Genomic DNA, 21,094 nt, shown 5'->3' with positions numbered 1-21,094 from the left:
TCAGCGGAACAGCGCAAGGGCACGGGACTCCATCTCCTTGAGGTTGCGCCTGAGCTCCTCTTCGTCGTCAAGGAACATGGCATGGATGTAGAGCACCCGGCGGTCGTCGGACACGTCCAGGCTCAGCGTGCCCGGCGTCAGCGAGATCAGGTTGGCCACCATGGTGATCTCCAGCTCGGTGCGCGCCTCCAGCGGCATGGCGATCACGCCGGGCTTCATGTGCCAGGGCGGAGTCAGGATGTCGAAGCCGACGCGCAGGTTGGCCTGGACCAGCTCCTTGATGAAGAAGCCGATGAAGCCGAGGATCCTCGGTATTCGAGCCGGGTAGCCGGCGAGCGCCTCGACCTGGGGCTCGATCAGGACCAGGGTGATATAGCCGAAGACCAGGCCGACCACCAGGTTCAGGCCCGAGAAGTCACCGGACAGGATGACCCAGGCCAGCGCCAGCAGCAGGTTCCAGATCGCGCCTGTCATGGCCACTCCTCCTGTTCCAGGGGCTCAATGAATGCATCTTCCACCCCACCCACGCTGCCCAGCACCGCCTCAATATAGCCCTGCGGGTGCATCAGCTGGTCACCGATCTGGTTCATCATCCCCATCAGCGGCTCGGCAAACACGCCGATCAGCAGCGCAAACAGCGCCAGCACCGCCACCGGCAGGTACATCAACCACAGGCTCGGCGGCACCATGCGGCTGTCGTCGCCGATCACGGTTTCCTCGGCCGGCACCAGGTTGTCCTCCGGCAGGGTCTTCCAGAATACCTCGTTCCAGATCTTCACCATCGAATAGAGGGTCAGCAGGCCGACCGCGAGCGCCACCGCCGTAACCACATAGGCCTCGGCCTCGATGCCGGCGCGCACGATGACGAACTTGGCGAAGAAGCCCGACAGTGGCGGTATCCCGGCCAGCGAGAAGGCGGAAAGGAAAAAGGCGACCGACAGCCAGGGCCGTTCGCGGTAGAGCCCGCCCATTTTCTTCAGCTCGTAGGTGCCCTGCAGGCGCCGAGTGATGCCGCTGATCAGGAACAGATTGGTCTTGACGATGATGTTGTGCATCACCGCGAACACCCCGCCGGCGATGGCCAGCGGCGTGTAGAGAGCGAGCCCCAGGATCATGTAGCCGATCTGGCTGACGATATGGAACGACAGGATGCGCCTGAATTCGAACTGCGCCGCCGCTCCCAGCACGCCGGTCACCATAGTGAGCGCCGCACCCCACAGCAGCAAATCCTGGGTGTAGCCCATGGTCTGGTCGAACATCAGCGTGAACACGCGGAACAGCGCGTAGACGCCGACCTTGGTGAGCAGCCCGGCAAACAGGGCGGAGACCGCCACCGGCGGGGTGTGATAGGAGGCAGGCAGCCAGAAGAACAGGGGAAACGCCGCCGCCTTGATGCCGAAGGCGATCATGTACATCACCGCCAGCACCTCGACCATACCCTGGTGCTCGGCCACCGCCAGGCGCTGGGCGATGTCGGCCATGTTGAGCGTGCCGACCATGCCGTAGGTCAGGCCGATCGCGGTGAGGAAGATGACCGAAGCCAGCAGGTTGAGGGTCACATACTTGATCGCGCCCTCCATCTGCGCCTTCTCGCCGCCCAGGATGAGCAGCGCAAAGGAGGCCACCAGCATCACCTCGAACCACACGTACAGGTTGAAGATGTCGCCGGTGAGGAAGGCGCCGGCCACACCGGCCAGCAGCAGGTGCATCAGCGGATAGTAGCCGAAGCGCTCGTGGCCGGGACCGTTCGAGGCCAGAGCGTAGATGGCCAGCGCCAGGCCGATGATGCCGGTCAGCACCACCATGACCGCGCTCAGGGTGTCGGCGATCAGGGTGATGCCGATCGGCGCCTCCCAGCCGCCCATCTGGATGACCACGTAGCCATCCTGGCTGACGGATGCCAGCAGCCACAGCGCCACGCCGAGCAGCGCCGCATTGCCGACCACCGCCACGAAGCGCTGCATGGGCCGCGAGCGCCAGAACAGCAGCGAGATGGCTCCCGACAGCAGCGGCAGAAGAACGGGCAGAGCAACTTCAGGCCTCACGTGTCGGTATCCTTCATCTTGTCCAGGTCATCGGCCTTGACGATCTCGTAGGCACGGCGAATCAGCACCACGGCGAAGGCCAGCACGCCGAAGGCGATCACGATGGCGGTCAGCACCACGGCCTGGGGCAGCGGGTCGGCGACCGCCCCCAGCGGGGCGGCGAGCCCCTCGGGGATCAGCGGCGGCGCGCCGCGGGTCATGCCGGCCGAGGTGAAGATCAGCAGGTTGGCGGCATTCGACAGCAGCATCAGCCCGATCACCAGCTTGACGATCGAACGACGCAGCATGAGGAAGATGGCGGCCGCATACATCAGGCCGATGGACACGGCCATTACCGGCTCCATGGCGAACCTCCCGGGCGAATTGGCAAAACGGCGCGGCGGGCGCCGAGGCGTTCATGGCTCATCCTTGTCCACCTCCATCAGCGTCATGACCATGGCCAGCACCGACCCCAGTACGGCCAGGTAGACGCCGATATCGAAGATCAGCGGCGTCGAGGCATAGAAGTCGACGCCGGGCAGGGTCCACCACTGCGCGGTGAGAAACGGCTGGCCAACGAACCAGGCGGGGAACACCGAGATCATGCCCAGCAGCAGCCCCATGCCGATCAGGTCGCGCGGATCGACCATGCGCAGCACCTCGCGGGTGGCCGAGACGCCGAAGGCGAACAGGTAGAGGGTGAAGGCGCCCGCCGCCACCAGCCCGGCGATGAAGCCGCCGCCCGGCTCATCGTGGCCGCGCAGCAGCAGGAACACCGAAAACAGCAGCTGCAGCGGCATCAGGATACGCGCTGCCGTGTGCAGGATCAGGGTGCCGGACTTAACCATCCTTCGTCTCCTTTTCCGGGATCGCCCTGGCCGGCCTCACCGGCGCCCGCAGCTTGAGCATGGCGATCACGCCGATGGCGGCCAGCGCCAGCACGAAGATCTCACCCAGGGTGTCCAGCGCCCGGTAGTCCACCAGAATCACGTTGACGATGTTGCGACCATGGGCGAGCGGCACGCTCTGCTCGATCATGTAGTCGGAGATCGGCACGAACTGGTCCACGCCCCAGGCCGTCAGGATCAGCAGCGTGACCAGTACGCCCAAGGCGCCCGCCACCAGGATGTCGCGCACCCGCTCGACAGGCGTGGACAGGCTGGCGAAGCGCGGCAGGCGGAACAGCACCAGCACCAGCAGGATCACCGTCAGCGTCTCCACCAGCAGCTGGGTGATGCCCAGGTCGGGGGCACTGAACAGGATGAAGGTCAGCGCGATGGAGAAACCCATGATGCCCACCGACACCACCGCGCCCAGCCGCGACCGCGCGATGGCGGCAAACAGCGCCCCCATCACCATCATGGTGACCACCACCACCTCATGGAAGCGCACGTCGAGCTCGAAGGCGATCTGCAACGGATGGCGCAGCAGCAGCGAATTGCCCACCAGGGCGATCACCACCAGCACCATGACCATGATGTAGTTGCGCATGTAGCCGTTCTGCAGAATGCGGGTCTGCCAGTCGGACACCACCGTGACCCCGTGCATGAAAGCCTCGTACCCCGCTTCCGGGCCGCGGGCCATCAGCGGATCGAGCCTGGCCAGGTGCGCACGCACGCGGTCCCAGCGCTTGAACAGCAGGAAGCCGAGCCCGAGGCTGAGCAGTGACATGACCAGCGGCAGGTTGATGCCATGCCACAGCGACAGGTAGACGGTCACCGGCTCGCCCATCACCGCCGAGGCCGCGGCAGTCAGCACGCCCATGCCGGCCATGACCGGCAGCAGCCCCAGCAGCAGCGACAGCACCGCCAGCACGCCCGGCCCCAGCAGCATCGACAGCGGCGCCTCGTGGGCCACTTTGGGCGTGGCCCGACGCTCGCCGAAGAACGGCCGCAGCGAGACGATGGCGGCCACGGCGATGGTGAGAAACGCCGACAGGAAGGCCAGCAGCAGCACCAGCAGGCCATAGACCTCCGCTTCCAGCGCCGCCTCGAACATCAGCTCCTTGGCAATGAAGCCGAACAGCGGCGGTGCCCCGGCCAGCGACAGCGCGGCGATCAGCGCCACGATGGCCGTGACCGGCATCAGCGGTCGCAGCCCGCCCATGGCCGTGACGTCCTTGGTGCCGGTCTCGTGATCGAGAATCCCCGCCACCATGAACAGCGCCCCCTTGTAGAGCGAGTGCGCGAGCAGGAAGGTGACGAAGGCGATCAGCGCCCCTTCGGTGCCGATGCCCAGCAGCATGGTCAGGGTGCCCAGCGCCATGATCGTGGAGTACGCCAGCAGCTTCTTGATATTGGTATGGCGGATGGCCAGGAAGGCCCCGGTAAACATCGTCAGCGCCCCCACCACCGTCAGGATGCCGACCCATGCCTCGGTGCCTCCCAGACTCGGCTGCAGCCGCGCCATCAGGTAGATGCCGGCCTTGACCATGGTGGCCGAGTGCAGGAACGCGGAGACCGGCGTGGGCGCGGCCATGGCGTTGGGCAGCCAGAAGTGAAACGGGAACTGTGCCGACTTGGTGAAGGCGCCCAGCAGCAGGCAGAGCAGCAGCGGCAGGTAGAGATCGTGCTCACGCAGCACGTCGCCCATGCCGTTGAGCTCACTGAGCGACCAGCTGCCGCCGGCGACGCCCAGCATAGCCAGCCCGGCCATCAGCGCCAGGCCTCCGGCGAAGGTCACGAACAAGCCCTGGCGCGCCGACTTGCGCGCCTCGATGTCGGCGTGGCTGAAGCCAATCAGCAGGTAGGAGGTGATGCTGGTCAGCTCCCAGAACACGAACAGCGTCAGCAGGCCATCGGCCAGCACCAGCCCCAGCATCGAGACCATGAAGGCCAGAATAACGATATGGAAGCGCACCAGGTCGGGATGCCCGCGCAGGTAGCCCCCCGCGTAGATCAGCACGAAGGTGCCGATCACCGTGATCAGCAGGGCGAACAGCAGCGACAGGCCATCGAGTACGAAGGTCAGGCTCATGCCCAGCGAAGGCACCCACTCCAGCGCGAAGTGCAGCGTATCACCCGCCATCACCGCCGGCAGCTGGACCATGAATCCTAGCGCCAGCAGCGCCGGAAAGGCCGCCAGCACGAAGCTGGTTCGCTCGCCGAACCAGCGATGCAGCAGGGGCGCAAAGGCGGCCAGCACGAAACCCGACAGCACGGCTAGTTGCATCAGCAGCTCCCTAATCCCTTTTCCTGTGCCGAGCCGCCCTCAGCGCTACCACCAAGGGGCTTCGAGCTCGTCAAGATCATTCCGCCGCCACTGGGCAGCGTCGTTTCGCCCCGCACGAGCGGGGCATTTTTTGCCTTGGATCAATTGCCACTTCTTTAGCAGAAGATACGCCCAAGGTATGAGTCTACAGCGCCTCGCCAGGCTGTTTATTGCATCGCAAAAGTTTTAAACTCGGCGCCGCAGCTGGCAATGGCAAGCCCCGAAGCCTGAGCGAAACGGCTTGTAGTATAACGATTTTCTGCCGTCTCTTCATCGTCGCCTCCAACGGCCCGCTGTCGATCTTGCGATCGCTCCAACTAAGCCTAGTGGTCACAGGCGCAGCAACGCCACGCCCCTTCGGTGACGTGGCGATTCGACGCCGACTCGCCACCAGAATGGACGAATCACCCATGTCGCTGCTGTGGATACCCCTACTTACCATCATCGGCACCCTGGTGCCGGTGATGACGTCCCGCCATGGCCGCAAGAAATGCGTCTCGGCCACGCTGATCGCCCCGCTGCTGGCGCTGGGCATCGCCTTGCTGCATGCCCCCGAGGTGATCGGCGGCAACGTCGTCAGCCTGCGGCTGTCCTGGATGCCGCTGCTGGGCCTCGACCTCGCCCTGCGCATCGACGGGCTGACCCTGCTGTTCGCCCTGCTCATCCTCGGCATCGGCAGCCTGATCCTGTTTTATGCCGGGCACTATCTCTCCAAGGAGGAGGACGACGGCCGCTTCCTCTCCTACATGATGCTGTTCATGACCGCCATGATCGGCATCGTGATGGCCGACAACCTGATCCTGCTGTGGCTGTTCTGGGAGCTGACCAGCATCTCCTCGTTCCTGCTGATCGGCTTCTGGGGGCATCGCAGCGATGCCCGCCGCGGCGCCCGGATGGCGCTGACCGTGACCGGCGCCGGCGGCCTGGCCCTGCTGGCCGGCCTGCTGCTGCTTGGCCAGGCCGCCGGCAGCTATGCGCTGGGCGACGTGCTGGCCGCTGGCGACACCATTCGCGCCTCGGCGAACTATCCGCTGATCGTGGCGCTGGTGCTGTTCGGCGCCTTCACCAAGTCGGCGCAGTTCCCGTTTCACTTCTGGCTGCCCCACGCCATGGCCGCACCGACGCCGGTCTCCGCGTTCCTGCACTCCGCCACCATGGTCAAGGCCGGCGTGTTTCTGCTGGCGCGGCTCAATCCGGCGCTGGGCGATACCCCGCTGTGGGCCATCACGCTCTCCCTGGTGGGCCTGGCCACGCTGATGTACGCCGCCTGGTTCGCCCTGCTCGAACGCGACCTTAAGGGCATCCTGGCCTTTTCCACGGTCAGCCACCTGGGCCTGATCACCCTGCTGCTGGGTCTCGGCAGCCCGCTGGCCATTGTCGCCGCGGTTTTCCACATCCTCAACCACGCCACCTTCAAGGCGGCGCTGTTCATGAGCGTGGGGATCATCGACCACGAGACCGGCACCCGCGACATCGACCGCCTCGGCGCACTGTGGTCGATGATGCCGCTGACCGGCACCATGACCCTGCTGGCCGGCGCTGCCATGGCGGGCTTTCCGCCATTCAACGGCTTCCTGTCCAAGGAGATGCTGTTCGAGCAGAGCCTGGTCAACGACGTGTTCGGCGCGCTCAGCACCCTGATCCCGCTGCTGGTCATGGTGGGCGCCACGCTCTCGGTGGCCTACTCTATGCGCCTGGTCTACAGCCTGTTCTTTGCCGCCCCCAAGCTGACCCGCGAGCAGAAGGCGCTGCCGCCGATGAAGGTCCACGACCCGGCGCGCGGCATGCTGCTGCCCGGCCTGTTCCTTGCCGCCATGAGTCTGCTGGTGGGCCTGTTCCCGATGACCCTGGCCGCCCCGCTGGTGCATGCCGCCAGCCTGGCCGTTCAGGGCGATACCACCCCGCTGTTCACGCTGGCTCTGTGGCACGGCATCAACCTGCCGCTGATCATGAGCCTTGCCGCGGTAGCAGGGGGTGTGGCCGTGCTCAGCCAGCACCGCCGCTTCGCCCGCATCGCTTCGCTGTTCCCGGCCCGCAACGCCAGCCTGCTCTTCGAAGCCATCATGCTGCGCGTCATCAAGGCCACCCTCTGGCTCACGCTGCGCCTGGAGAACGGCTCGCTGCAGCGCTATCAGGCGCTGTTGATCCTGTGTGCCCTGATCATGGCCGGCATCGGCCTCTCCCAGCTCGGCAACCTGACCGGCGAGCGCGGCGTGCAGCCAGTCGATGGCATCCTGGTGCTGGGTGCGGCGCTGATGGTGTTCGGCGCCATCGGCAGCGCGCTCAGCCACCGCTGGCGCCTGGTCTCGCTATTGATGCTCTCGGTGGTGGGCCTGACGGTGTCGCTGACCTTCGTGCGCTTTTCCGCACCGGACCTGGCGCTCACCCAGCTGTCGGTGGAAGTGGTCTCGATGATCCTGATGATCCTGGCGCTGTTCTTCCTGCCGCAGCGCCCGCCGCTGCTGGTGTCGGGCCGGCGCATCCTGCGCGACCTGTTCCTGGCGGCCTCGCTGGGCCTGGCGGTAGCAATGCTCAACTACGCCCTGCTGACCCGCGAGACCCTGTCCATCGCCGACTACTTCCTGCGCGAATCGGTCCCCGGCGGCGGCGGCACCAACGTGGTCAACGTCATCCTGGTCGACTTCCGCGGCTTCGACACCTTCGGTGAAATCACCGTGCTGACCCTGGCCGGGCTTGCCACCTTCAAGCTGCTCAATCGCCTGCGTCTGTTCAAGCCTTCGGGCAACCTGGAAGGGATTCGCTGGTCGCGCCACCGCTATCCGCTGATCCTTGCCGTGGTGGCCCAGATCCTGCTGCCGCTGGCGCTGCTGGTGTCGGTATACATCTTCCTGCGCGGCCACAACCAGCCCGGCGGCGGCTTCATCGCCGGCCTGATCACCGCCGTGGCGCTGATCCTGCAGTACATGGCCCGCGGCCACGACTGGACCCGCGAGCGGCTGCCGCTATCCTACTCCGCGGTGGCCGTCTCCGGCCTGGCCGTGGCCACGGCCACCGGTCTGGCGAGCTGGCTGTTCGGCTACCCGTTCCTCACCTCCGCCTTCGGTCATTTCCACCTCCCGCTGATCGGTGAGTTCGAGCTGGCCTCGGCCATGCTCTTCGACATCGGGGTCTATCTGGCGGTGGTCGGCGCCACCCTGATGATCCTGGTCAACCTGGGCAGTGTCACCACCGAAGACCGCCCGCGACTGGAGGAACGCTGATGGAAGCTATCTACTCGCTCGTGGTGGGTGTTCTGACCGCCAGCGGCATCTACCTGCTGCTGCGCGGGCGCACCTTCCCCGTGATCGTGGGCCTGGCACTGCTCGGCTATGCCGTGAACATGTTCCTGTTCTCCACCGGCGGCCTCAACACCCACGCCGCCGCGGTGATTGGCGAGTCGATCACCCCGACCGACCCGCTGCCCCAGGCGCTGGTACTGACCGCCATCGTGATCGGCTTCGCCATGACCGCCTTCGTGGTGATCCTGGCGATTCGCGCCCGCGGCGAGCTTGGCTCCGACCATGTGGACGGCCAGCAAGGCGAAGATGGAGACGTACGCTGATGCAACACCTGATCGCCCTCCCCATCCTAGTCCCCATGGTCGGCGCCATCGTCCTGCTGCTGACCAGCAAGGCCAGCCACGCGACGCATCGTCGCCTCAGCGTCGGGATCACCGCGCTGCTGGTAGTGATCAACCTGCTGCTTCTGCGCCAGGCGGCCGGCGGTGAGCTGACCTTCTACGCCCTCGGCAACTGGCAGGCACCCTTCGGCATCGTGCTGATGCTCGACCGCCTGGCCGCCCTGATGCTCATCCTTACCGCCTTCCTGGCGCTGGGCTGCGTGCTCTTCGCCTGCGCCGGCGACGACGTGCAGGGCAGCAACTTCCACGGCATCTTCCATCTACAGCTGATGGGCCTGAACGGCGCCTTCCTGACCGGCGACCTGTTCAACCTGTTCGTGTTCTTCGAGATCCTGCTGTTGGCCTCCTATGCGCTACTGCTGCACGGCGGCGGCAAGGCGCGGGTGGGGGCGGGGCTGCACTACGTCATCCTTAACCTGGCCGGCTCGGCGCTGTTCCTGATCGCGCTCGGCGTACTCTACGGCGCCACCGGCACGCTCAACATGGCCGACATGGCGCGCCGCGTCGCCCAGCTTTCCGGCGACCAGGCCGCCCTGGCCACCGCCGGTGCGCTGCTGCTGATCGTCGTCTTCAGTCTCAAGGCCGCGCTGCTGCCACTCTACTTCTGGCTGCCGCGCACCTACGCCTCCGCCCCGGCGCCGGTGGCGGCGCTGTTCGCGATCATGACCAAGGTGGGGCTCTACGCGATCCTGCGGGTACAGAGCCTGATCTTCATCGACAGCGAGGCCGCCCCGGCAATCACCGCCTGGCTGTGGTGGTCCGGCCTGGCCACCATCGTGCTGGCCGGTATTGGCGTGCTCGCCGCACGTGACCTGCGCCCGCTGGTGGCCTATCTGGTGCTGGTCTCGGTCGGCACCCTGCTGGCCGGCACCGCGCTGGGCACGCCGGAAGCCAACACCGCCCTGCTCTACTACCTGCCGCATACCACGCTGATCTGTGGCGCCCTGTTCCTGATCGCCGAACTGATCGGCCAACAGCGCGGCAAGGCGGGTACGCGCCTGGTGCGCGGCCGCCGCCTGCACCAGCGCTTCCTGCTCGGGGGGCTGTTCCTGATTGCCGCCATCGGCGCGGTGGGCCTGCCGCCGCTGGCAGGCGCGCTGGGCAAGCTGCTGCTGATGCAGGCAGTAGAAGGCTCGGCCCGCCTGTGGCTCTGGCCGCTGCTGCTGCTGGCCAGCCTGGCCGCCCTGATCGCCATGTCGCGTGCCGGCTCGGTCTTCTTCTGGGCCAGCTACAAGGGCGAAGTGGCCTCGGGCAAGGTCAGTCGCGCCCAGCTGGCCGGCGTCGTATGGCTACTGGCCGCCGCCCCGCTGCTGGTCATCTTCGGCGGCCCGGTCAGCAGTTACACCCAGGCCACCGCCGCCCAGCTGGCCGCTCCCCACGAGCCGATCCAGCAGCTGCTCGGCGATCCGCTTGCCCAGGTCCCAGCCCAGCGCGTGACGCCGCAAGGCCAACAAGGAGAGGCACTATGAAAGCCATGGGTCGCTACCTGCCCACGCCCACCCTGTCGCTGGTCCTGTTGGTGGTGTGGCTGCTGATGGTGCGCAGCATCGCGCCGGGCCAGCTGCTGCTGGGGGCCTTCCTCGCCGTGGTCATCCCGCTGCTGACGCAGAATTTTTGGGACCCGCTGCCAAGGGTCAAGCATCCGCTCAAGCTGGCCTGGTTCGTGCTGGTGGTGCTGTATGACATCGTCAAGGCCAACATCCACGTGAGCCTGCTGATCCTGTTGCCCAAGCGCGAGCCGCACCCCGGCTTCGTCGAGTATCCGCTGGAAGTCACTGATCGCCTGACCATCACGCTGCTGGCCAACACCATCACCATGACGCCGGGCACCGTCTCCACCAACGTTCGCCTGGACGGCTCCTCGCTGCTGATCCACGTGCTGGACATGACCGACGAACAGGCGCTGATCCGCGAGATTCGCGAGCGCTACGAGCGGCCGCTCAAGGAGATCTTCGAATGCTAGATACCGCGCTGCTCATCAGCCTGGCCCTGATCGTGCTAGCCATGGGGATGAACGTCTATCGCCTCGCCGTCGGGCCCGACGTGCCCGACCGCCTGCTGGCCCTCGACACCCTGTACGTCAACTCCATTGCGCTGATCGTGCTGCTGGGGCTATGGCTGAATACCAAGACCTACTTCGAGGCGGCGATGCTGATTGCCATGCTGGGTTTCGTCGGCACCATGGCCATCTGTCGCTACTTGCTGCGCGGCGACATCATCGAATAAGGAGACAGTGCCATGACCCTGTACGTCATTGCCGAAGCCGTGATCGCCCTGCTGCTGGTGGCCGGCGGCATCTTTGCCTTCACCGGTTCGCTGGGCATGCTGCAGTTCAAGGATTTCTTCATGCGGCTGCACGGGCCGACCAAGGGCACTACCCTGGGCATCGGCTGCGTGCTGATCGCCTCGATGCTCTACTTTTCCATCACCCAACGCGAACTCCACGTGCAGGAACTGCTGATCACGCTGTTCCTGTTCATCACCGCGCCGGTCACCGGCCACATGCTGGCCAAGACAGGTCTGCACATGCATCTGCGCTTCATCACCGGCACCCGCGGCTCGGTGCCGGAGTTCCGCGACGAGGACGTGGGCCAGAGCCGGGTGGCGCGTCCTGCCAGCGCCAAGCATCCGTGGAAGTACCGCAAGGCCAAGCGCTCGCGGCTGCAGCGCTGATATAGCCGCTGTCGCAAGGAGCTGCCGCCAGCATGAGAGGCGGCCCGCAGCATGGCTGCGGGCCGCCTCTTCGTTTCATCTTAGCCTTTCAACACCAGCCTGACAGCTCGCGGCGAATGATCGCAGTCAGCGCCGCGACATGGTCCCCGCGAGCGTTGAGGCACGGCACGTAGGTGAAGCGCTCGCCGCCCGCATGCAAGAAGCTCTCCTTGATCTCCTCGTTGATCTCCTCCAGCGTCTCGACACAGTCGGACGAGAAGGCCGGCGACACCACGGCAATATGCTTCTTGCCCTGGCGCGCCAGCGCGGCCACGTGGTCCACCGTTTGCGGCCCGACCCACTCCTCCGGCCCGAACTGGGACTGGAAGGCCGTCTGGACCTCGCTCTCCTTCCAGCCGAGCCGCTCGCGCAGCAGGCGCGTGGTCTTTTGGCACTGGCAGTGGTAGGGATCGCCTTCCATCAGGAAGCGCTTGGGCACGCCGTGGTAGGACGCCACCAGCACTTCAGGTCGGGATTCGGCCGCATCGTAGGCCTCGCGCACGGAAGCGGCCAGCGCATCGAGATAGGTCGGCTCTTCGAAATAGGCCGGGACGGTGCGAATGGCCGGCTGCCACTTCAGCTTCATCAAGGTGCGGAAGGCTTGATCGTTGGCGGTGGCGGTGGTGGGCGAGGCGTACTGCGGATAGAGCGGGAAGAAGAGAATGCGATCGCAGCCGGCCGCCTGCATGCGGCGCAGTACGCTCTCGGTCGAAGGGTTACCGTAGCGCATGCAGAAGTCGACCATCACCCTATCGCCGTACAGCGCCTTGAGCGACTCTGCCACCTTGCGGGTCTGCTCGCGGGTGATGGTCAGCAGCGGGCTTTCGTTGCGCTCCTGGTTCCAGATGCCGCGGTAGGCCTCGCCCGACTTGAACGGACGGCGGGTAAGAATGATCAGCTGCAGCAGCGGCTGCCACTTCCAGCTGGGGTAGTCGACCACCCGCTTGTCGGAGAGGAACTCATTGAGGTAACGACGCATCGACCAGTAATCGGTGCCGTCGGGCGTCCCTAGATTGGCCAGCAGCACGCCGACGCGAGGGCGTGTCACGGGGGGGTGGTCCGACGGCGCATGTACCGGGCAATACTGGCTTGCCGAGTCCGGAAGGACGGAGGCTGGGTCCCGGGAAGGCGTGGTCATTCATGAGCTCCTTGAGGTCGATGTCGCCATGCCGGCTAGTCTATCAGGGTCGTCGCGTCGCCGGGAATGAAGTTGTACTATCGCATAAAATTGTACAGCTAATGATCAGGGTGGATCCCACCAGGAGCACGATGAATCGAGCCGAGACACTGCGCGCCCAGGCCCCCCCGGCCACGCCGTTCTATGACGGCCGATGCCCGCTGTGCCGCAAGGAGGTCGACTGGCTGACCGCACAGCGGCACAGCGACAGGGGGCTCTTCGTCGATATACGGGCGAAAGACTTCGATGCCGCACCGCTGGGCACGGCCTTCACCAAGATGATGGGCAGGCTGCATGCGCTTGATGCCCAGGGGAGGTGGTATATCGGAATGGACGCCAGCCGCGCCTTGTACGCGGTGCTGGGCTAGCGCTGGCTGATCAGGCTGAGCCTGCTGCCCGGCCTGGCCCCGCTGCTGGATGCCAGCTACCTGTGTGCCCGCCGCCGCGTGCGCCTGGGGCGCTGGATGACTGCGAGGCGACGGCGAGAAAAGGGATAGCGCCAGTCGGAGCTATCACGCAGCGCGGGTCAAAACACCAGCGGCATGCGTGAGGTCAACGGGTCGTGGTAATGCGCATCGCGCCCGATCACCTCCTCATGCGGCACATGCTGCACCAGATAGGCACGGTGGATGCCGGCGCGCTGCAGCTCGAGGTAGACATCCTCCAGCGAGCGGAACACCGCCGGCTTGCCGCGCCGAGACAGCATGTGGCGCTTCCCTTCCACATCTTCCAGCTCCACCTGGTAGCAGTGGCTGCCGGTATGGGTGATGACGCGAACTTCGAAGTTGTCGTGGCGGCCGACAAATGCCTTGAGATCTTTGAATTCCATGGCTCCCTCCATGACGGTCAACTGATACAAGTCGGGCACAGTATCTCTGTGCCCGATATCAGCTTCATGACAGTAGCATAACACTGGTATGACCACCGCTACGCAGGAGAGGTTCCTGTCACCCGGGAAAACCTAGGATAGGCTGGACGGATCGATGGCCTTGCCAAGCGAGTTGCGATCGACCCACTTCCCCGCCTTGGTTTCCTTGTAGCGAAATACCACGCGGTCGCCTACCGCCACCGTGAGTTCGGCGTCCTCGGTCTGGTAGCTGTAGGTTTCGCCATCGACCATCAGCCGGAAGCGATAGAGATCCGGCATGCCCAGCCACTCCTTGAAGGGCCCTTCCCGCTCCAGCGATTGCAGCACGCCGCGCGCCTCGAGCTTGGGTGTACGTTGGCGCTTGCCGCGCCGAAATCCGCCCGCCATGTTGTCTCCTTGCAATCTACCGTCCGGGGCCCGGCATTATACGGGGCCGTACGCAGGGCTCAACCCCCATTGTCACTCCCCAAACGCTTCACCGTAGCTGTCTGGCGCCAGGTCCTCAAAGCGCGTATAGCGGCCGATGAACGCCATGTGCACCGTACCGATGGGCCCGTTACGCTGCTTACCAATGATCAGCTCGGCCAGCCCCTGGTTATCGGGATTATCCGGATTGTAGACTTCATCGCGGTAGACGAAGGCGATCAGGTCGGCGTCCTGCTCGATGGCGCCCGACTCGCGCAGGTCCGACATGACCGGGCGCTTGTTGGGGCGCTGCTCCAGCGAGCGGTTGAGCTGCGACAGCGCCACTACCGGGCAGCCGAACTCCTTCGCCATGCCCTTGAGCGAGCGCGATATCTCCGAGATCTCGCCGGTACGGTTCTCGGAGAAGCCGGGAATCTGCATCAGCTGCAGATAGTCGATCATGATCAGCGCCATGTTGCCGTGCTCGCGCACCACGCGCCGGATGCGCGAGCGCATCTCGTTGGGCGACAGCGCCGCCGTATCGTCGATGAACAGCTGCTTGTCCTTGAGCAGGTTGACCGCCGAGGTCAGGCGCGGCCAGTCCTCGTCTTCCAACTGGCCGGTACGCACCCGCGTCTGGTCGATGCGGCCAAGGGAGGAGAGCATGCGCAACATCAGCGATTCGGCGGGCATCTCCATGGAAAACACCATGACCGGCCGGTCGCTGGCGATCACCGCATGCTCCACCAGGTTCATGGCGAACGTGGTCTTGCCCATGGAGGGGCGTCCCGCGATGATCACCAGGTCGGAGGGCTGCAGCCCCGAGGTCATCTCGTCGAGGTCGCGAAACCCGGTGGACAGGCCGGTCATCTCGCCCTTCATGTTGAACAGCTCGTCGATGCGGTCCACGGCCTTGGCCAGCAGCTCGCTCATGCCGATGGGACCGCCCGACTTGGGGCGCTCCTCGCTGATCTGGAACACCAGCCGCTCCGCCTCGTCGAGCAGTTCGTCGGCCGGCCGCCCCTGGGGGCTGAAGGCCCCGTCGGCGATCTGGTTGGCCGCGCGGATCAGCTTGCGCAGGGTAGCCCGCTCGCGAACGATGTCGGCATAGGCGCGAATGTTGCTGGCCGAAGGCGTATTGCGCGCCAGCTCGGCCAAGTAGGCGAGTCCGCCAACCGTATCCAGGTGGTCGCGCCGCTCCAGCGCCTCGGAAAGCGTGACCACATCCAGCGGCTGCCCGGCTTCGGCCAGGCCCGTCATGGCATTGAAGATCAGGCGATTCTCGTAGCGATAGAAGTCGTCGGCCACCAGGCGTTCGGATACCGTATCCCAGGCCTGGTTGTCGAGCATCAGGCCGCCCAGCACCGACTGCTCCGCTTCCAGCGAATGGGGCGGCACCTTCAAGGCGGCGGTTTCCTGGTCGAGCTCGAAGGTATCGTTCATGGCGGGCAACCTCGATGAAACATGCGTAGCCATTCTACCCGAACGCCGAGCTTACCCTAGCGCCCGCGCATGACTGAGGCGGCCGGTTCGTGCGCCGACGAACTGGCAAGGGAACGGGGAGTCGGGAGAGGGGATTCGTGTAGTACAGACACAGAAAGGGCGCGGGGTCTCCCCCGCGCCCTCGCAGCATGCGGCAGCGAATTACTCGGCTACCACGACCACGCGAACGGTGGCGTCGACTTCGGCATGCAGGTGCAGGTCGATGTCGTACTCGCCGGTCTGGCGAATCGGACCTTCGGGCATGCGAACTTCGCTCTTGGCGACTTCGATGCCGGCCTGGCCCAGCGCTTCGGCCAGGTCACGCGGACCGATGGAGCCGAACAGCTTGCCTTCGTCACCGGCCTTGGCGACCAGCGACAGCTCGATCTCGGCCAGCTGAGCGGCGCGGGATTCGGCGATCGCCTTGCGCTCGGAGGCCTGGGCCTCGAGCTCGGCGCGCTGGGCCTCGAAGGCCTCCAGGTTGTCCTTGGTGGCCGGCACGGCCAGGCCGTAGGGCACCAGATAGTTACGGCCGTAGCCAGCCTTGACGGCAACCTTGTCGCCCAGGCCGCCCAGCTTGCCAATGTTGTCGAGCAGAATGACTTCCATCTCGTTAACCTCGTGTCAGTCGCTGCGAGAGGCCAGACGGCCGCGGAAATCCACGAACACGTCGATAAAGGCCGCCAGCAGCACGATCAGAATCATGGGCCAGGTGGTGATCAGCAGTACGTAGAACACGATCAGCCACAGCCCGTTCATACCTTTTAGCCCGATGAAGCCGTGCACCAGGGCAATACCGGCCACCAGCAGCGGCACCCAGGCCAGCATAGAGAGCGACGGCAGCCCCAGCACCATGCCCACCACGCCGAGCAGGACCAGCAGGCCAAGTTCACGCGGCACCAGGCGCAGCGCGTGGAACTCCTCGCGGAAGCCGCCGGGATTGTAAAGCCCGGCCTGCCAGCTGCGCGCCAGGGCCAGACAGCCGATGGCGGCCAGCAGCACGATCAGCCCGGTGACGCCGCCGATCAGCAGCGTCGCCAGCTCCTCAGTGTCGAAACCCTGGCGGCCGAGCTCGGTCAGCATGCGGTCGATCTCGGTCGAGCCTTGGCGCAGCTGTTCCAGCAGCGGACCGGTTCCGCCTGGCGGCACGAAAACGCCGAGCTGGATCATGGCCGCCGCGGCCAGGGTGCCGACGATCAGCGCCTCGCTCCAGCGCGTGCGCGAGCGCAGCACCACGCCCATAAGCGTGACCAGCAGCACGCTGGCCAGCGGAATGGCGTCACCCTGGGTCCACCACCAGCCGGCCGGTACCGCCGCGGCCACCAGCACCGGCAGCGCCGGCGACAGGCCGCGGCGCAGTGTGACCAGGGCCACGATGGCGCCACTGAGCCAGAACAGCCAGGGGATGACCGCGGCCAGCGCCGCCCCGCCAACGGCGTAGGGCGTGCCGCGCATCAGCCATCGAGCAATCGGCAGCATCGAGTCGGCGGCTTACTGGTGGCTGTCGGTGTAGGGCAGCAGGGCCAGGTAGCGCGCGCGCTTGATGGCAGTCGCCAGCTGACGCTGGTAACGGGCCTTGGTACCGGTGATACGGCTGGGTACGATCTTGCCGGTCTCGGTGATGTAGGCCTTGAGCGTATCCAGATCCTTGTAGTCGATCTGCTTCACGCCTTCAGCGGTGAAACGGCAAAACTTGCGGCGACGGAAAAAGCGTGCCATGGGAGACTCCTCGGTACGTGCGATCAGTGGGCTTCGGCAGTTTCTTCTTCAGAGCGCGGACGCTCTTCGCGACGCGCTCGCTTGTCGTCTGCCGGCTTCATCATCGGCGAAGCTTCGGTGATGGCTTCCTTGCAGCGCACCACCAGGCTGCGAATGATGGCGTCGTTGAAGCGGAAGATGTTCTCGATCTCCTCGAGAACCTCGCCGCTGCACTCGACGTTCATCAGCACGTAGTGAGCCTTGTGGATCTTGTTGATCGGGTAGGCCAGGTGACGGCGGCCCCAGTCCTCCAGACGATGCACGGTGCCACCGCTTTCGGTGACGATGCTGGAGTAACGCTCAACCATGGACGGCACTTGCTCGCTCTGGTCCGGGTGGACCATGAACACGATTTCGTAATGACGCATGGGATCTCCTTTCGGGTTGGCAGCTTCCGCATGAGGTCGAGGACCCCGGGGAAGCAAGGAGGTGATAGTCGAAATGGCAACGCCCGCTCACACAGGAACGGGCGCATGCATTCTAGTGAGCCGAGGCGCGACTTGCAAGGCGCAACCCAAGCGGCGGCTCAGCGGACACCGCCGCGCTGACGCACCGCCTCGAACAGGCAGATGCCGGTGGCCACCGAGACGTTGAGACTGGAAACGCTGCCGGCCATGGGCAGCTTGACCAGCCCATCGCAGGCTTCACGCGTGAGCCGGCGCATGCCCTTGCCCTCGGCGCCCATCACCAGTGCGGTGGGGCCGCAGAAATCGGCGGCATAGAGCAGGGATTCGGCCTCGCCAGCGGTGCCGGTGATCCACACTCCGTACGCCTTGAGCCGGGCCAGGGCACGGGCCAGGTTAGTCACCTGATAGACCGGCACGCTCTCGGCGGCGCCGCAGGCCACCTTGCGCACCGTGGCGTTGAGCGGCGCGGCCTTGTCCTTGGGCACGATCACCCCATGCACGCCGGCGGCATCAGCGCTGCGCAGGCAGGCGCCGAAGTTATGCACGTCGGTGACGCCATCGAGCACCAGCAGCAGCGGCGGCGCGGCGTGGGGCCAGGCTTCGAGCTTGAACCACAGCGCCGCTTCGCTTTCGCAGGCGAGCGGTGCGGCGAAGGCGATGACGCCCTGGTGCGAGGCCTCTTGCGCCAAGCGATCGAGATCGTCGCGCGGGTGCGGCTCCACGCGCGCGCCGCCCCTGCGTGCCGCCTCGACGAGGTCGCCCAGGCGCTGCTGCGCCTCACCCTCCTGCACCCACAGCACCCTGACCGTTTCACCGCGGTCCAGCAGGGCGCGCACCGCATGCACGCCGAACACGGCATCGAGGCCGCCTGGGACACCGGGCAGCTCCGGCTTGCGCCGCGGTGCCCCCCTGCCCTGTGCTCGCGACCTCTCCTTGCTGCGTCCCTGAGCCATCAGCCGCGCGACCTCGACCGACGCGGCCCGCGGCGACGCTTGCCGCCCTTGCCGCGCTCGCCTTCATCCGCCGCACTCTTCGGCGCCGCGGCGTCGAGCGTGACGCCCGCCTCGCCGTCGCCGCGCCGTTTGCGCGGTTGGCGCTTGGGCCGCGGCTTCTCGTCTTCGAGCACGAAGTCGATCTTGCGCTCCTCGAGGTCGACGCGCGCCACCTGAACGGTGACACCGTCGCCGAGCCGATAACTCATGCCGGTGCGCTCACCCTTGAGGCGGTGCTTTTCGGGCTCGTAGTGATAATAGTCCGAGGGCAGCGAGGTGACGTGAACCAGGCCCTCGACATAGACCTCATCGAGGCGCACGAAGATGCCGAACTGCGTCACCGAGGCGATGGTGCCTTCATAGACCTCGCCGAGCTTGTCGGACATGAACTCGCACTTTAGCCAGTCCTCGACGTCTCGGGTGGCATCGTCGGCGCGCCGCTCGGTCATCGAGCAGTGCTCGCCGAGCTCGAGCATCTGCTCGAAGGTGTAAGGACACCACTTGCTGGGCGGCTCGACCGGCGCCCCTTCGACGCGCAGTACGGTATTGGTCTGACGCGGCCCGCGGATCACCGAGCGGATGGCGCGGTGCACCAGCAGGTCGGGATAGCGGCGAATCGGCGAGGTGAAGTGGGCATAGGCCGGATAGGCCAGGCCGAAGTGCCCTTCGTTCTGCGGCGAGTAGACCGCCTGGCTCATCGAGCGCAACATCACGGTCTGGATTACGTCGGCATCCGGCCGGCCGCGAATCGCCTCGGCCAGGGTCTGGTAGTCCTGCGGCGTCGGTTCGTCGCCGCCACCCACCGCAAGCCCCAGCTCGTTGAGGAACAGGCGCAGCTTGTCGAGCCGCTCCGGCGAGGGGCGCTCGTGGATGCGGTAGAGCGCCGGCAGGTCGTGCTTGTCGAGGAAGCGGGCGGTGGCCACGTTGGCCGCCAACATGCACTCCTCGATCAGCTTGTGGGCATCGTTGCGCGTGCGCGGCACGATCTTCTCGATCTTGCGTTCCTCGTTGAACAGGATTGCCGTCTCGGTGGTCTCGAAGTCGATGGCGCCGCGCTCCTCGCGGGCCTGACGCAGCACCTTGTAGAGCTCATGCAGCCCCTGCAGCGGCTTGACCAGGTCGCGGTACTCTTCACGCAGCGCATCCGCCTCGGCATCCTCGCCTTCGAGGATCGCCGCCACCTTGTTGTAGGTCAGCCGCGCATGGGAGCGGAACACCGCCTCATAGAAGCGGTAGCGGCTGATCACGCCCTGCTTCGAGATGTTCATCTCGCAGACCATGGCCAGGCGGTCAACGTGGGGGTTGAGCGAACACAGGCCGTTGGAGAGCAGCTCGGGCAGCATCGGCACCACCTGCCCGGGGAAATAGACCGAGTTGCCGCGCCGAATCGCTTCTTCGTCCAGCGCGCTGCCGGGGCGCACGTAGTGCGAGACGTCGGCAATGGCGACGATCAGCTTCCAGCTGCCGGACTTGGTCTTCCAGGCGCACACCGCGTCGTCGAAGTCCTTGGCGTCCTCGCCGTCGATGGTGACGAGCGGAATGTCGCGCAGGTCGACGCGGTGCTGCTTGTCCTGCTCGACCACTTCGGCGGACATCTCGGCGATCTGGTCGTGCACTTCCGGCGGGAACTCGGCGGGAATCTCGTAGCTGCGGATGGCGATGTCGATCTCCATCCCCGGGTCCATGCGCTCGCCGAGCACCTCGACCACCTCGCCTACCGGCTGTACGCGCGTCTCGGGCTGCTGCACGACCCGGGCCGACACCACCTGGCCGTCGCGCGCACCGCCACAGGCGCTGTGCGGGATGATCACCTCCTGGGTAATGCGCGGATTCTCCGGAATCAGCACGCCGAATTCGGGGGTGTTCTCGCGATAGACGCCGACGATGGTCTGGGTGTTGCGCGCCAGCACCTCGGCAATGGTGGCCTCGTCGCGGCCGCGACGGTCGCGCCCGCTGACACGCACCAGCACGTAGTCGCCGTGGAAGACCCGGCGCATCTGCCGTGGCGGCAGCACCAGGTCGGGCTTCTTGCCGTCGTCGCGCAGCACGAAGCCGAAGCCGTCACGATGGCCCAGCACCTTGCCCTTGATGAGGTCGAGCTTGTCGATCAGCGCATAGGCGCCGGCGCGGTTGCGCAGCACCTGACCGTCACGCTCCATGGCCGCCAGGCGGCGGCGCACCGCCTCCTGCAGGTCCTCGTCGTCGAGGCCCAGCATGCGGCTCATCTTCTCGTGGGTGATCGGCTTGCCGTACTCTTCCAGGCGCGCCAGCAGGTACTCTCGGCTGGGAGCCGGATTGTCGTACTTGTGGGCCTCACGGCTGGCATGGGGGTCGTCGCTGAGCGTCCAGTGAGTCATGCGTAAGGCATCCTTGGAAACGGGAGCAGCGTCACGGGAAAGGCGCGGGCAGAGGGCCGCGT

22 protein-coding genes are annotated in these 21,094 nt (G+C 65.8%); 7 read left to right on the top strand and 15 right to left on the bottom strand.

Translation table 11 applies throughout. The features are described 5' to 3' along the window. The 5 genes from ACT7B3_RS03615 to ACT7B3_RS03595 are packed head-to-tail and all read right to left on the bottom strand — an operon-like array spanning position 1 to position 5,195. The gene (locus ACT7B3_RS03615) at positions 1-474 is read right to left on the bottom strand and encodes a Na+/H+ antiporter subunit E (RefSeq protein ID WP_444678337.1); all 474 of its coding nucleotides are present in this window, start codon (positions 472-474) and stop codon (positions 1-3) included. Beyond that, entirely contained in the window at positions 471-2,045 is a 1,575-nt protein-coding gene (locus ACT7B3_RS03610) for a Na+/H+ antiporter subunit D (protein WP_445156872.1), read from the bottom strand. Before ACT7B3_RS03610 ends, ACT7B3_RS03615 begins: the two co-directional genes overlap by 4 nt. Beyond that, a complete protein-coding gene (locus ACT7B3_RS03605; protein ID WP_445156871.1) occupies positions 2,042-2,389 on the bottom strand; it encodes a Na+/H+ antiporter subunit C in 348 nt (115 codons plus the stop codon). Before ACT7B3_RS03605 ends, ACT7B3_RS03610 begins: the two co-directional genes overlap by 4 nt. Positions 2,390-2,440: 51 nt before the next feature. Beyond that, positions 2,441-2,872: a Na+/H+ antiporter subunit B gene (locus tag ACT7B3_RS03600; RefSeq protein WP_444678338.1), complete on the bottom strand. Its 432-nt coding sequence runs from the start codon at positions 2,870-2,872 to the stop codon at positions 2,441-2,443. Further along, positions 2,865-5,195 carry a putative monovalent cation/H+ antiporter subunit A gene (locus ACT7B3_RS03595; protein ID WP_445156870.1) on the bottom strand — a complete coding sequence of 777 codons (2,331 nt, stop codon included), beginning with the start codon at positions 5,193-5,195 and terminating at the stop codon, positions 2,865-2,867. The genes ACT7B3_RS03600 and ACT7B3_RS03595 overlap by 8 nt, the downstream gene beginning before the upstream one ends. A 449-nt stretch (positions 5,196-5,644) precedes the next feature. Between ACT7B3_RS03595 and ACT7B3_RS03590 the strand changes: the two genes are divergently transcribed. Genes ACT7B3_RS03590 through ACT7B3_RS03565 form a run of 6 tightly spaced genes read left to right on the top strand, consistent with a single transcriptional unit; the run spans position 5,645 to position 11,547 of the window. Further along, a complete protein-coding gene (locus ACT7B3_RS03590) occupies positions 5,645-8,455 on the top strand; it encodes a monovalent cation/H+ antiporter subunit A (RefSeq protein ID WP_445156869.1) in 2,811 nt (936 codons plus the stop codon). Beyond that, positions 8,455-8,796: a Na+/H+ antiporter subunit C gene (locus ACT7B3_RS03585; RefSeq protein WP_445158838.1), complete on the top strand. Its 342-nt coding sequence runs from the start codon at positions 8,455-8,457 to the stop codon at positions 8,794-8,796. The genes ACT7B3_RS03590 and ACT7B3_RS03585 overlap by 1 nt, the downstream gene beginning before the upstream one ends. Then, positions 8,793-10,343, top strand: coding sequence for a monovalent cation/H+ antiporter subunit D (locus ACT7B3_RS03580; protein ID WP_445158837.1), 1,551 nt, complete (start codon positions 8,793-8,795; stop codon positions 10,341-10,343). The genes ACT7B3_RS03585 and ACT7B3_RS03580 overlap by 4 nt, the downstream gene beginning before the upstream one ends. Continuing rightward, positions 10,340-10,837 (top strand): Na+/H+ antiporter subunit E, encoded by a 498-nt coding sequence (locus ACT7B3_RS03575; protein ID WP_445156868.1) that lies wholly within the window; start codon positions 10,340-10,342, stop codon positions 10,835-10,837. Before ACT7B3_RS03580 ends, ACT7B3_RS03575 begins: the two co-directional genes overlap by 4 nt. Next, positions 10,831-11,100, top strand: a complete 270-nt coding sequence (locus tag ACT7B3_RS03570) for a K+/H+ antiporter subunit F (RefSeq protein ID WP_444678340.1) — start codon at positions 10,831-10,833, stop codon at positions 11,098-11,100. Before ACT7B3_RS03575 ends, ACT7B3_RS03570 begins: the two co-directional genes overlap by 7 nt. Before the next feature lie 12 nt (positions 11,101-11,112). Continuing rightward, entirely contained in the window at positions 11,113-11,547 is a 435-nt protein-coding gene (locus ACT7B3_RS03565; RefSeq protein ID WP_444678341.1) for a Na+/H+ antiporter subunit G, read from the top strand. 88 nt (positions 11,548-11,635) lie between these two features. Here the strand turns inward: ACT7B3_RS03565 and hemH are convergent, their stop codons facing one another. After that, on the bottom strand, positions 11,636-12,724 hold the full coding sequence (gene hemH / locus ACT7B3_RS03560; protein ID WP_445156867.1) for a ferrochelatase: 1,089 nt from the start codon (positions 12,722-12,724) through the stop codon (positions 11,636-11,638). A 131-nt stretch (positions 12,725-12,855) separates the two neighbouring features. Between hemH and ACT7B3_RS03555 the strand changes: the two genes are divergently transcribed. Further along, a complete protein-coding gene (locus ACT7B3_RS03555) occupies positions 12,856-13,131 on the top strand; it encodes a thiol-disulfide oxidoreductase DCC family protein (protein WP_445156866.1) in 276 nt (91 codons plus the stop codon). Between the two features lie 158 nt (positions 13,132-13,289). Here ACT7B3_RS03555 and ACT7B3_RS03550 read toward each other — a convergent pair whose 3' ends face one another. The 9 genes from ACT7B3_RS03550 to rnr form a co-directional block, all read right to left on the bottom strand. Next, positions 13,290-13,592: a DUF6482 family protein gene (locus tag ACT7B3_RS03550; RefSeq protein ID WP_444678342.1), complete on the bottom strand. Its 303-nt coding sequence runs from the start codon at positions 13,590-13,592 to the stop codon at positions 13,290-13,292. Between the two features lie 132 nt (positions 13,593-13,724). Beyond that, positions 13,725-14,018 carry a hypothetical protein gene (locus ACT7B3_RS03545; protein ID WP_444678343.1) on the bottom strand — a complete coding sequence of 98 codons (294 nt, stop codon included), beginning with the start codon at positions 14,016-14,018 and terminating at the stop codon, positions 13,725-13,727. A 72-nt stretch (positions 14,019-14,090) separates the two neighbouring features. Further along, the gene (dnaB, locus tag ACT7B3_RS03540) at positions 14,091-15,479 is read right to left on the bottom strand and encodes a replicative DNA helicase (protein ID WP_444678344.1); all 1,389 of its coding nucleotides are present in this window, start codon (positions 15,477-15,479) and stop codon (positions 14,091-14,093) included. Between the two features lie 201 nt (positions 15,480-15,680). Further along, positions 15,681-16,127 carry a 50S ribosomal protein L9 gene (gene rplI / locus ACT7B3_RS03535; RefSeq protein WP_444678345.1) on the bottom strand — a complete coding sequence of 149 codons (447 nt, stop codon included), beginning with the start codon at positions 16,125-16,127 and terminating at the stop codon, positions 15,681-15,683. Positions 16,128-16,142: 15 nt separating this feature from the next. Continuing rightward, the gene (locus ACT7B3_RS03530) at positions 16,143-16,997 is read right to left on the bottom strand and encodes a hypothetical protein (protein ID WP_444678346.1); all 855 of its coding nucleotides are present in this window, start codon (positions 16,995-16,997) and stop codon (positions 16,143-16,145) included. Positions 16,998-17,009: 12 nt separating this feature from the next. Continuing rightward, on the bottom strand, positions 17,010-17,237 hold the full coding sequence (gene rpsR, locus ACT7B3_RS03525; protein WP_010629658.1) for a 30S ribosomal protein S18: 228 nt from the start codon (positions 17,235-17,237) through the stop codon (positions 17,010-17,012). Between the two features lie 23 nt (positions 17,238-17,260). Then, a complete protein-coding gene (gene rpsF, locus ACT7B3_RS03520) occupies positions 17,261-17,644 on the bottom strand; it encodes a 30S ribosomal protein S6 (protein WP_444678347.1) in 384 nt (127 codons plus the stop codon). A 158-nt stretch (positions 17,645-17,802) separates the two neighbouring features. Then, positions 17,803-18,528, bottom strand: coding sequence for a 23S rRNA (guanosine(2251)-2'-O)-methyltransferase RlmB (gene rlmB, locus ACT7B3_RS03515; protein WP_445158836.1), 726 nt, complete (start codon positions 18,526-18,528; stop codon positions 17,803-17,805). A gap of 107 nt (positions 18,529-18,635) precedes the next feature. Beyond that, entirely contained in the window at positions 18,636-21,032 is a 2,397-nt protein-coding gene (rnr, locus tag ACT7B3_RS03510; RefSeq protein WP_444678349.1) for a ribonuclease R, read from the bottom strand. Positions 21,033-21,094: the final 62 nt, after the last annotated feature.

Source organism: Halomonas sp. E14, assembly GCF_052568415.1.
The sequence above is the reverse complement of the archived record's forward strand: the minus strand, read 5'-3'. Positions and strand labels throughout refer to the sequence as shown.

Bases quoted from the DNA above. Each gene is read 5' to 3' on its own strand.
- ACT7B3_RS03615 (WP_444678337.1), bottom strand. From the start codon at position 474: ATGACAGGCGCGATCTGGAACCTGCTGCTGGCGCTGGCCTGGGTCATC.
- ACT7B3_RS03605 (WP_445156871.1), bottom strand. From the start codon at position 2,389: ATGGAGCCGGTAATGGCCGTGTCCATCGGCCTGATGTATGCGGCCGCC.
- ACT7B3_RS03600 (WP_444678338.1), bottom strand. From the start codon at position 2,872: ATGGTTAAGTCCGGCACCCTGATCCTGCACACGGCAGCGCGTATCCTG.
- ACT7B3_RS03595 (WP_445156870.1), bottom strand. From the start codon at position 5,195: ATGCAACTAGCCGTGCTGTCGGGTTTCGTGCTGGCCGCCTTTGCGCCC.
- ACT7B3_RS03590 (WP_445156869.1), top strand. From the start codon at position 5,645: ATGTCGCTGCTGTGGATACCCCTACTTACCATCATCGGCACCCTGGTG.
- ACT7B3_RS03585 (WP_445158838.1), top strand. From the start codon at position 8,455: ATGGAAGCTATCTACTCGCTCGTGGTGGGTGTTCTGACCGCCAGCGGC.
- ACT7B3_RS03575 (WP_445156868.1), top strand. From the start codon at position 10,340: ATGAAAGCCATGGGTCGCTACCTGCCCACGCCCACCCTGTCGCTGGTC.
- ACT7B3_RS03570 (WP_444678340.1), top strand. From the start codon at position 10,831: ATGCTAGATACCGCGCTGCTCATCAGCCTGGCCCTGATCGTGCTAGCC.
- ACT7B3_RS03565 (WP_444678341.1), top strand. From the start codon at position 11,113: ATGACCCTGTACGTCATTGCCGAAGCCGTGATCGCCCTGCTGCTGGTG.
- hemH (WP_445156867.1), bottom strand. From the start codon at position 12,724: ATGACCACGCCTTCCCGGGACCCAGCCTCCGTCCTTCCGGACTCGGCA.
- ACT7B3_RS03555 (WP_445156866.1), top strand. From the start codon at position 12,856: ATGAATCGAGCCGAGACACTGCGCGCCCAGGCCCCCCCGGCCACGCCG.
- ACT7B3_RS03550 (WP_444678342.1), bottom strand. From the start codon at position 13,592: ATGGAATTCAAAGATCTCAAGGCATTTGTCGGCCGCCACGACAACTTC.
- ACT7B3_RS03545 (WP_444678343.1), bottom strand. From the start codon at position 14,018: ATGGCGGGCGGATTTCGGCGCGGCAAGCGCCAACGTACACCCAAGCTC.
- dnaB (WP_444678344.1), bottom strand. From the start codon at position 15,479: ATGAACGATACCTTCGAGCTCGACCAGGAAACCGCCGCCTTGAAGGTG.
- rplI (WP_444678345.1), bottom strand. From the start codon at position 16,127: ATGGAAGTCATTCTGCTCGACAACATTGGCAAGCTGGGCGGCCTGGGC.
- ACT7B3_RS03530 (WP_444678346.1), bottom strand. From the start codon at position 16,997: ATGCTGCCGATTGCTCGATGGCTGATGCGCGGCACGCCCTACGCCGTT.
- rpsR (WP_010629658.1), bottom strand. From the start codon at position 17,237: ATGGCACGCTTTTTCCGTCGCCGCAAGTTTTGCCGTTTCACCGCTGAA.
- rpsF (WP_444678347.1), bottom strand. From the start codon at position 17,644: ATGCGTCATTACGAAATCGTGTTCATGGTCCACCCGGACCAGAGCGAG.
- rnr (WP_444678349.1), bottom strand. From the start codon at position 21,032: ATGACTCACTGGACGCTCAGCGACGACCCCCATGCCAGCCGTGAGGCC.